Origin of the sequence: Paenibacillus sp. EPM92 (assembly GCF_016586185.1) — a bacterium.
GTDB lineage: Bacteria > Bacillota > Bacilli > Paenibacillales > NBRC-103111 > Paenibacillus_G > Paenibacillus_G validus.
The window spans coordinates 1-9,701 of record NZ_BCPS01000071.1; the positions used below are offsets into that span (position 1 = coordinate 1).

Sequence of the window (9,701 nt, forward strand, 5' to 3'; positions counted from 1 at the left end):
GGGATAATCAACGGAGGCAACCTTAAAGCAACGGGAGCTTTCGTGGTAACCAAATTCCACTAACCATTGATCGAAATCTATTGAAAAGAGGGATATCTTACATGTCGATGCAGGAAGAAAACCAACCCGTGAAGGATCAAGGAGCAATTGGTGGAGAGAACGTGAAGGTTGAATTTGAGGACGGTATTGCCTGGGTGATCTTGAACCGTCCGCACAAGCGGAACGCGATGAGTCCGGCGCTGAACGAAGAGATGGTTGAGATTTTGGAGCAATTGGAGCTGGACGATCGCTGCGGCGTCGTCGTGCTGACGGGCGCGGGAGATTCCTTCTCGGCCGGTATGGATCTTAAAGAATACTTCCGTGAAACCGAGAGGAAGTCGCAAGCCGAGATCGCGAAAGTGCGCCGAACGGCAACGAATTGGCAGTGGCGAAAGCTGATGTACTACTCCAAGCCGACAATCGCCATGGTGAACGGCTGGTGCTTCGGCGGAGCCTTCACCCCCCTGATTTCCTGCGATTTGGCCATTGCTGCAGAGGATGCCACTTTCGGTTTGTCTGAAATTAACTGGGGAATCATTCCGGCAGGGAACGTTACCCGCGCGGTTGCCGCGGTAATGGGGCAGCGCAACGCGCTCTATTATATTATGACCGGCGAACCGTTTAACGGCGTAAAAGCTGTGGAAATGGGCTTGGTGAACGAAGCGGTGCCGAAAGAAAAACTGCGGGAGCGGACGGTTGAACTGGCGAGAACGCTGCTTAGCAAAAATCCGGTTGTTCTGAACGCGGCGAAGATGGGCTATAAATATTCCCGCGACATGCCATGGGATACGGCTGAAGATTATTTAGCGGCGAAACAACAGCAGCAAATATCGCTTGATCCGGAACGCGGACGGCAGCAGGGGCTCAAGCAGTTCCTTGACGATAAGACGTTTCGCCCGGGACTGGAGGGTTACAAGCGTGAGTCTTAATTCGAAGCCGCTGGCCAATGCCGCTGCGACGGTCTCCGTGGAGAAGCTGCTTCACCCCCGCTCGATTGCCGTCGTGGGGGTGTCGGCTGCGCCGGGATCGCCTGGCGAAGCCGTTGTAGACCACCTGCGGCGCTTTCGCTATGACGGTGAGATTCACATGGTCAGCCGGAACCGGGAAGAAGTGAACGGGATTCGGTGCGTGCCGGCCATCGATGACCTGCCGAAAGGGATCGACGCCGTGGTGTTGTGTGTTCCTCAAGCGGCGGCGGTAGAAGCGGTACGGGCTTGCGCGCGACGGGAGGCAGGTGCCGTCATGATTTTTGCCGCAGGGTTCGCGGAGGCAGGCGATGAAGGGATGATTGCCCAGCAGCAAATCACCGAGATCGCTCGCGAGAACGGGATGGCGGTGGCCGGACCGAATTGCATGGGGTTAACCAATTTTATCGATCGTGTTCCGTTGACTTTCGCGCCGGGTCTGAAGGCTACCGCGGTGGAGGGTCAATTGGCCCTGTGCGTGCTGACGCAAAGCGGAGGAATGATGTCTTCGCTGCGGGAAACAAGCCAGGCCCGCGGCATACCGCTCTCCTATGCGATCTCCACAGGCAACGAAGCAGCGGTCGGCGTTGAGGATTATCTGGCCTATTTGCTGGATGACGCATTGACCCGGGTGGTGACCATGTACGTCGAGCATATTCGCCGGCCGCAGCTGTTCTTGCAACTGGCATCGAAGGCCAGAGAGAAGGGGAAATTCATCGTACTGCTGCATCCCGGCAAGAGCGAGGCGTCGAGGGAAGCTGCACAATCGCATACGGGCTCGCTCGCCGGAGATTACACGGTCATTCAGACGCTGCTGGAGCATGAAGGCGTCATTATGGTGGATACGATGGAGGAATTGGTAGACGTCGCATGGTTTCTCACCTGCTATCCCGTCCTGCCCGATCGCGGTACCGCGATTGTGACGGACTCGGGTGCGTTCAAAGGCTTCGCCCTTGACTTCTGTCAAGCGGAGGGGCTGGAGCTTCCCCTGCTATCCCAAGCGACGATCGAAGCAATCAAGCCCGTGCTTCCCGAATTCACGACGGCCACGAATCCGCTTGACATCACCGCGCAAGCATTGACGGATATGAGTTTGTATACGGCTGCAGCCGAGGCGTTTCTTGCGGATGCTGCGGTCGGAAGCTTGTTGATCGCGGTGCTGCCCGGCTCGCCGAGAATAGGTCTGGCGAAAGGGCGTGCTGCGCTGCCGGCCATATCGGGATCCAGGAAGCCGGTCGCGTATGTCCTGTTGGGAGAAGGATCTCAGCTGGCTGATGAGCTGATTGACGAAATGAAAGCGACCGGCGTACCGTTGTTTCGCTCGGCCGAGCGCGCAATCCGTGCGCTTGCTTGCGTGACGAAAGCCGGAATCGCCCGCTCCGAAACGGGCAGGGGCCGCTGTACGGTTACGGTAACGCCGAATCCGCTGCCAGGGACGGGTGCCTTACCTGAATATCTGGGGAAACAATACCTTGCCGCCGCCGGAATTCCGGTGCCGGCGGGCGAGCTGGCCGCAGATGTGGAGGCAGCTTGCGAAATCGCGGGCAGAATCGGTTATCCGGTTGTCATTAAAATATCAGCCGGCGAAATCGCGCACAAGAGCGATATCGGCGGTGTCATTGTCGGCATCGGGCAGGAGTCTGAGCTGCGCGAAGCCTGGACCCGGTTGCACGATAATGTACAGCGGGCGTTTCCGGGGTTGAAGCCGGAGGGCGTGCTGGTCGAGAAGATGGGAATCCGCGGTATTGAAATGGTGGTCGGTGCGCGAAGGGATCCGGAATGGGGCCCGATGGTGATGGTCGGTCTGGGCGGGATCTGGATCGAGATCTTGAAGGACGTATGCTTCATGCCTACGGATATAAGCGAAGAAGCCATAGTGGAGAAAATCCTCACGTTGCGCTCGTCCGCGCTCCTTCGCGGTGCGCGAGGCGCGAAACCTTCGGACTTGAAGGCGCTGGCCAAGGTTGTGGCGGTCGTTGCGGAACTTATGAGAACGACGCCGGAAGTGGCTGAGATCGACATTAACCCGGTCATCGTATATCCCGACGGAGAGGGCGTATTGGCATTAGATGCGCTTGTCGTCGTATCGGAATGAGGACCGATGCGTGACCGCTCTTTGACCTACAAAGGGGAGGAGAATACGGATGGACATCCTGGTTATAATGAAGCAAACCGCAGCACATAGCGCTTTGCAGACAAGGGGAATTTCCGTATGACCATCCGTGACTGCCTGCAGATAACGAATAGAAAGGACCTGCTAGGGTCCTTTCCGTGTTGAAATTTATTGTATATTTTGAGAGCAATGTGATTGACACAAGCGGCCCGGACATGGTACTTTATTTCGAGAAATGAATTTTGAGTTGCATAGCTCATTTTGGATCAAAGCAACCTGCCCGGAACGTTCAAGCGGTTGTCGATGCTTCTAAGGAGACCTCATGCGTAATTTAGCTGTATCCACACCACACTATTCTGCCGGTCGGTAACCCATGCGGGAAGAGATTTTCTCGGCCGTGCTTTGAATGAGCTGTTTGATCTCCTCCAACCGATCGTTCAGCTGAATTTCCGGACCGACGACTCCTATAGCCGCTATAGCTTGTCCGTCCAGACCAAATATAGGTGCTGACATGCCGATTACCCCGATATCCGTTTCATTCAATTCTACAAAGAAACGATCTTTCCTGATTTGCAGCAGCCGCTGCCGAACCAGCTCTTTGTCCGTAACCGTAAAGGGTGTGATTTGCTCGATTGGCTCACTCAGAACGCGTTCGATTATTTCGTCAGGCTGATAGGCCAGCAACACCGGCCCCAGTACCCCGTAAAGAAAGGGGCGGCGTACGCCGACGTGCGCCGTCACTTTTAAGCCTTCGTAGTTTTCATTTTCTTTCTTTAAGGAATAAAAGACTTGTCCCTGATTTTCTCTGACGGCCATCAGAACGGTTTGATTCGTCTGGAGATGGAGCTCGTTCAGGAAAGGTTCCGCTTCCTGATGGACGTCAAGCATGGACGTTTTGAGCAAACCAAACTCGATTAGCCTTAAGCCGGGAGAATAGGTTAGAGTTTCGGGATCGTATTGGATCAAACCTCTTCGTTCAAGCGTGTACAAAATTCGATAAGCCGTATTTTTAGGCAGTTTAGACAGCTGTGACAATTCCTCAATGGTCAATGTTGATTTATTAAGGGTAAATGCCTCGAGCACATCGATTGCTCGGTCGATGGCACGGATGGAACTCATGTTGATCTCGCGCATGATAAACCTCCGAAAACTATTATGACTGTATTTTACAGGTGTCCTTCCTTACAGTCAATTCAGCGGATCGTCTCGGTCATGCTGCAGCCCATTTTCGAAGAAATTTTATTGGAGGTTTCGATGACAAGGTTTCTCATGGCCTCCAGTTGATCGTGAAGATGAACTTCGGGACCGACGATTGCAATGGCCGCCGCAACGTTGCCGTTCATATCGAAAACAGGCGCGGATATCCCGGTGACGCCGAGGCTGGTTTCGTTCGATTGAACAAAAACGCGTTCTCGTTTAATTTGTTTCAGCCGCTCGCGGATCCTTGCAGCATCCGTAACGGTATGCTGCGTATGTGGTTGTGGAGGAATGCTTAGAACGCGTTCTATTTGTTTTTCCGGAAGAAACGCCAGAATGGCCTGCCCGAGAACGCCGTACAAGTAAGGACGGCGTACGCCGACGAGCGTGTTTACTTTTAAGCCTTCATGATTTTCGTTTTCTTTTTGAATACGTAAAAATTTCATTTTCCTCCGGCAATGCCATCAAAACCGTTTCGTTTGTTAGGGAATGAAGCTCTTCCAAGAAAGGCTCTGCCTCTTGCCGTACATCAAGGGTGGAAGATTTCAGCATAGAAAATTCCAAAAGTCTTAGACCAGGATGATAGGTTAATGCATCGGCATCGAATTGAACGAGTCCTCTGCGTTCAAAGGTGTATAAAATGCGGTATACGGTGTTTTTGGGAATATTGGAAATTTTCGATATTTCTTCGATAGTCAGGGCTGTGCTTTTGGCACTGAACGCTTGTAATACATCGATCGCCCGATCAATTGTCCGAATCGAATTCATATGTATGTCTTTCATGTTAGCTGCCTCCGTTTAATTTTGCATAATTTTTCGTCAAGAACGCTTTCGATTATTGACACGTGCGTGTAACCATGATACTTTTTCATTATAACATAAAATGAGTCAATCAACTCATAATAATTAAAAAGTTGTAGAAAGGATGTCGTTAAATTGAAGATCGGATTGTGCAATGAATTTACACCGGGTGTCATCCAAGAAGACCTGAAACCGCAGATTGAAGAACTAGGCTTCTTTTTTGAAAGCGCCTTCTTCGATCAAGCGGAAATCCGTTGATACGTTTACGCCGATCGGGTTCCGGTTCTTTAGAGCCCGGTTCAAGAACAACCGTCAGTAAGCAAGGTTTCGGCAAGATTCAGCTTCGTATTAAGAAAGGAGTCATGGAACATGGGTGTCGATAAGCTTCATCTGCTGATCAATAATGAAGATGTGGAGACCGGGCAGTATACCGAGGTTAAGGACCCGGGACGTTACACCGACGTAGTGGGGCTGGTAGCCAAAGGAACCGTTCAGCATGTCGAGCAAGCCGTTCAGGCGGCGCACCAGGCTTTCGCATCGTGGCGACAAACATCTCTGGAGGAACGTAGTGCGCTGTTCATGCAAGCGGCGAAATTATTGGAAGAAGATACTTCCTCATTATCGGAAATGCTGACACGGGAGAATGGCATGCTTCTGAATGATGCGGCCATGGAAGTCGGACTGTCCCCCTATGTCATCTATTTGACGCTTGAGAACGCGCAAGCTTTCTTCCAATCTAAACAAGCGGAGGACGAGGTCAGCTTTGTAAGCGTGGAGAAAAGGCCGATCGGCGTGATCGCAGCCATTGTGCCTTGGAATGCGCCATTTGTCTTGACGCTGCAAAAGCTGGTGCCGGCCGTGCTTGCGGGCAATACGATCGTGATCAAACCTTCCCCGAATGCGCCGATCAGTATTAGTAGGGCTTTGAGAAAAATGGCGGCCTTATTTCCGGACGGCGTCATTAACGTCATTCATGGGGACACCGATGTAGGGACGGCTTTGACCACCCACCCGCTGGTCCGCAAAATCACGTTTACCGGCGGAGGCAAGACAGCGAAGCATATCATGAAAGGTGCGGCGGATTCGCTTAAAGGTGTTCATTTCGAATTGGGCGGCAACGATCCGGCCATCGTTCTCGATGATGCGGATTTGGATGAGGTTGTCCCCAAAATTGTACAAGGCGCTTTCTGGCGCTCGGGTCAAATCTGTTTCGATATTAAGCGGGTATACGTGCCGCAGGCGATGTACGACGCTTTTTACAGGCGAACATGCGATCTAGTGGACGCTTATAAAGTGGGACACGGATTGAACCCGGATGCAACCCTTGGGCCGGTCAACAATAAGCTGCAATACCAGTATGTTAAAGAACTGATCGAAGGCGCAAGACAGAGCGGTGCGAAGGTCATCGAGCTCGGACAGAAGCTGGAGCCGGCCAATTGGGACAACGGCTACTTCCTGCAGCCGGCAGTTGTTGGGGACGTTGAACCCGGCCAAGACATCGTCACTTGCGAGCAGTTCGGACCGGTGATCCCGCTCATTGCTTATCGTTCGGAGGAGGAAGCGCTCCGCATGGCTAATATGACGGAGTATGGATTAGCCTCCTCGGTATGGTCCTCCGATTTTGAAAGAGCTTTGCGGGTCACCCGAGAAATCGAAGCCGGGATGACGTTTATCAATGGACATGGACAGTCTCCTCTCGGCGCCAAGCTTATGCCGTTTGGCGGCGTTAAGCAAAGCGGAATCGGCAGGGAAAATTCGGAAGTCGGCCTTGCGGAATACATCGAGTACCATGCGATCAATTATCACAAGCAAAGTCATTGATGCGAAGAATCAAGCGGTCGAAAGATGAACTGATAGACAGTTAAATGTAAGCGTTAACAATAAAAACTAGGGGGGCTTTATATGAAAAAGATCAAACCGGCATTGATTATCCTTTTGTCCGCTATGCTTCTGCTGGTTGCGGCATGCAGCAGCAGCGGGAACCTTTCAGGCGGAAATAACGGCGGGGCTGCCAGCAATAATCAGGCAAATACGGATGCGGGTGGGCAGGCAAATAAATCAACAGAGGGAACCAAGCTGAAAGTTGGAGTGACGATTCCCGACTCGACCCACCCGTTCTTTATTTTATTAATCAAGGCCATTGAAGAACGTCTTGCCGCAGAAAACGGTGAACTTCTCGTGTTCGGAGCCAACAACGATGTAAATAAACAGATCAACGACATTGAGAACATGGTGGCATCCAAAGTTCAAGTCATCCTGATTAACGCGATGGAACCGAAAGCCGTTGAATCCGCCGTTCAGCATGCACAAGCAGCCGGCGTTAAATTTATCGCTCTGGGGAACGATGACATGCCGTACGTTGACGTCACCCAAACCATCAGCCATAAAGAGATCGGCAAACTGATGGGGGAGACCGCCGCCAAATGGATCAACGAGAAGCTGGACGGTAAAGCGGAAGTGGGACTCATCGTTTCGAGCGCAAACCAGAGTTTGATCGATCGTTCCAAGGCATTGGAGGAAGCGATCCGGAATAATGCGCCGGGCGCCAAAATCGTGTCCGTGCAGGAAGCTAGAACACAAGCGGCCGCTCAGGGTGTAGCGGAGAACATGCTTACCGCCAATCCGAACCTGCAGGTGATCGCCACGATGATGGACCCCTATGGTCTGGGAGCGTTAGAGGCGGTTAAGGCGGCGGGCCGGGATAATGGCAAATTCTTTATTAACGGAACAGACGGAACGCCGCAGGCACTGGCTGAGGTGAAGGCAGGCGGCGCCTTCCGGGCAACGCTCGACTTGGAGACGGCGAAACAGCCTGATGTCACGATGAACCATATCATGAAGCTCGTGAAAGGCGAACGGGTGGATAAAATTTATTTCTCCAAACTTACGGTTCTCGATGGCGGAAATATCGACCAATTTGCCAAATAAAATTTGGACAATACAAAGGGGGATGTTACGGTGCAAAGATCATTGAAACATTTATTGACAACGGTCATCGCGATCTTGCTTGTGGGTGTCATGTCGGCATGCGGAAACGGAAATGGGAATGGCGGCAACGAAACCTCGTCTGCTAACACGAACACGGCTGCGGGCGCTTCCTCGAACCAGGCTGAAGGCTCGAAAGAAAAAGCGCCGTTAAAAGTAGGCTTTGCGGTACCGGATGAAGCGCACCCGTACTTCATCGCTCAAATCGGCGCCATTAAGAAACGGGTCCAAGAACAGGGCGGAGAGCTGTTGGTCGCCAATGCGGGCATGGACGTGAACAAGCAGATTAACAACATTGAAAATCTGGTATCCTCCAAAGTGCAAGCGATGATCGTGTTCCCGATCGATCCGAAGCCGCTGGAGGATTCCTTGAAAAAAGCGCAGGATGCCGGGATTAGAGTGGTCGGCTGGGGATCGTTCGGGATCGAGCATGCGGATGTCGTGGTGAACTCGGATCATACGGCGGTCGGAACTGCGGTAGGTGAAGATGCGGCGAAATGGATTAACGAGAAATTCGGCGGCAACGCGGAAGTCGGGCTCATTATTTCAACCTATAACCCCGGTCTGACCGAGCGAGGCGTCGCGCTGGAAGCTGCGATCAAGAAAAACGCGCCGAATGCGAAGATCGTAGCGAAGCATGAGGCATTGACCGTGGCAGATTCACAGAAAGTAGCCGAGAACCTGCTGACGGCCCATCCGAATATCCAAGTCATTGCCACGATCGACGACTCGGAGGCGCTTGGAGCCTATGAGGCTGTCAAATCCCACGGCAAGGCAACCGGCCATTTTTACATTAACGGTGTCGGTGCAACACCTGAAATGTTAACGAAGCTGAAGGAAGAGGGAAGCGTGCTCCGGACCACCCTGGATATGGCGACTTCCAAGAACCCGATAATCATCGTGGATAACATCCTGAAGCTGCTCGGCGGCGAGAGCGTGGAGAGAGACCAGCTTTCGAAGCTGACGATCGTCAATGCAAGCAATGCGGACGCGTTTATGCCCAAGTAAGCCTGCCGTAAAGACCCGATGAAAGAGGAGAGCCATGCAGGATATCGAAATCGTGTTCTCGCTGAGATGTTTGCCGGAGCCGACGCTCCTGACGAAGGGGAAATTCAAATTGGCAGAATGACCGGGGAGCTGGGAAGGGAAGCGTTCGCGCAGGAACACATCATGGACATGGCGTCACAGCATTGAAGCGGAGGAGAGGCGATATGGCACTGAACGAATTTTTTAGGAAATACGGCATATTTATCGTGCTGGCGCTATTGTTTATCTTGTTCTCATCCATGACGGAAGCATTCTTGACGATCAACAATTTGCTCAATATTCTGCGTCAGGTTTCGATGATGGGGATAGTCGCAGTCGGGATGTGCTTCGTCATGATTGCGGGGGGAATTGACCTCTCGGTCGGTGCGCAAATCTCCTTGGTCAGTATACTGACCTCTTGGCTGATGGTCCATGCAGAGGTGCACCCGGTATTGGCGGCGGTTGCCGGAGTGGCGGCGGCGACGCTGGTCGGGTTCGTCAACGGCTATCTGTGGGTGACGTTAAACATCCACCCGTTGATGATAACGCTGGCTACGATGACGATCGTGACGGGG

Annotated in this window: 10 protein-coding genes; 7 read left to right on the forward strand and 3 right to left on the reverse strand. The window is 52.5% G+C overall.

Annotation, left to right across the window (positions count from 1 at the left end; all coding sequences use genetic code 11):
* The first annotated feature begins 101 nt into the window (after nt 1-101).
* Together JMF85_RS16680 and JMF85_RS16685 are read left to right on the forward strand one after the other, a co-directional pair.
* Complete coding sequence (locus JMF85_RS16680; RefSeq protein ID WP_196426832.1) at nt 102-968, forward strand: p-hydroxycinnamoyl CoA hydratase/lyase; 867 nt, start codon at nt 102-104, stop codon at nt 966-968.
* Nucleotides 958-3,099, forward strand: a complete 2,142-nt coding sequence (locus JMF85_RS16685; protein ID WP_196426831.1) for an acetate--CoA ligase family protein — start codon at nt 958-960, stop codon at nt 3,097-3,099. The genes JMF85_RS16680 and JMF85_RS16685 overlap by 11 nt, the downstream gene beginning before the upstream one ends.
* Nucleotides 3,100-3,468: 369 nt before the next feature.
* Here the strand turns inward: JMF85_RS16685 and JMF85_RS16690 are convergent, their stop codons facing one another.
* From JMF85_RS16690 to JMF85_RS16700, 3 genes are read right to left on the reverse strand one after another with little or no spacing between them, the layout of a single operon-like run.
* Complete coding sequence (locus JMF85_RS16690; RefSeq protein WP_127610621.1) at nt 3,469-4,251, reverse strand: IclR family transcriptional regulator; 783 nt, start codon at nt 4,249-4,251, stop codon at nt 3,469-3,471.
* 59 nt (nt 4,252-4,310) lie between these two features.
* On the reverse strand, nt 4,311-4,760 hold the full coding sequence (locus JMF85_RS16695; protein ID WP_201318556.1) for an IclR family transcriptional regulator: 450 nt from the start codon (nt 4,758-4,760) through the stop codon (nt 4,311-4,313).
* Entirely contained in the window at nt 4,720-5,097 is a 378-nt protein-coding gene (locus JMF85_RS16700; RefSeq protein ID WP_201318557.1) for an IclR family transcriptional regulator, read from the reverse strand. Before JMF85_RS16700 ends, JMF85_RS16695 begins: the two co-directional genes overlap by 41 nt.
* Before the next feature lie 153 nt (nt 5,098-5,250).
* Here JMF85_RS16700 and JMF85_RS28425 point away from each other — a divergent pair, with 153 nt between their 5' ends.
* The 5 genes from JMF85_RS28425 to JMF85_RS16720 all read left to right on the forward strand — a co-directional run.
* A complete protein-coding gene (locus tag JMF85_RS28425) occupies nt 5,251-5,373 on the forward strand; it encodes a hypothetical protein (RefSeq protein WP_258313471.1) in 123 nt (40 codons plus the stop codon).
* A 111-nt stretch (nt 5,374-5,484) separates the two neighbouring features.
* Nucleotides 5,485-6,936, forward strand: a complete 1,452-nt coding sequence (locus JMF85_RS16705) for an aldehyde dehydrogenase family protein (protein ID WP_054800475.1) — start codon at nt 5,485-5,487, stop codon at nt 6,934-6,936.
* Between the two features lie 81 nt (nt 6,937-7,017).
* The gene (locus JMF85_RS16710; protein ID WP_054798556.1) at nt 7,018-8,043 is read left to right on the forward strand and encodes a sugar ABC transporter substrate-binding protein; all 1,026 of its coding nucleotides are present in this window, start codon (nt 7,018-7,020) and stop codon (nt 8,041-8,043) included.
* A gap of 30 nt (nt 8,044-8,073) precedes the next feature.
* On the forward strand, nt 8,074-9,108 hold the full coding sequence (locus JMF85_RS16715) for a sugar ABC transporter substrate-binding protein (protein WP_155614103.1): 1,035 nt from the start codon (nt 8,074-8,076) through the stop codon (nt 9,106-9,108).
* A 203-nt stretch (nt 9,109-9,311) separates the two neighbouring features.
* Nucleotides 9,312-9,701, forward strand: a 390-nt coding sequence (locus JMF85_RS16720) for an ABC transporter permease (protein ID WP_201318555.1), incomplete at its 3' end; no start/stop codon positions are given.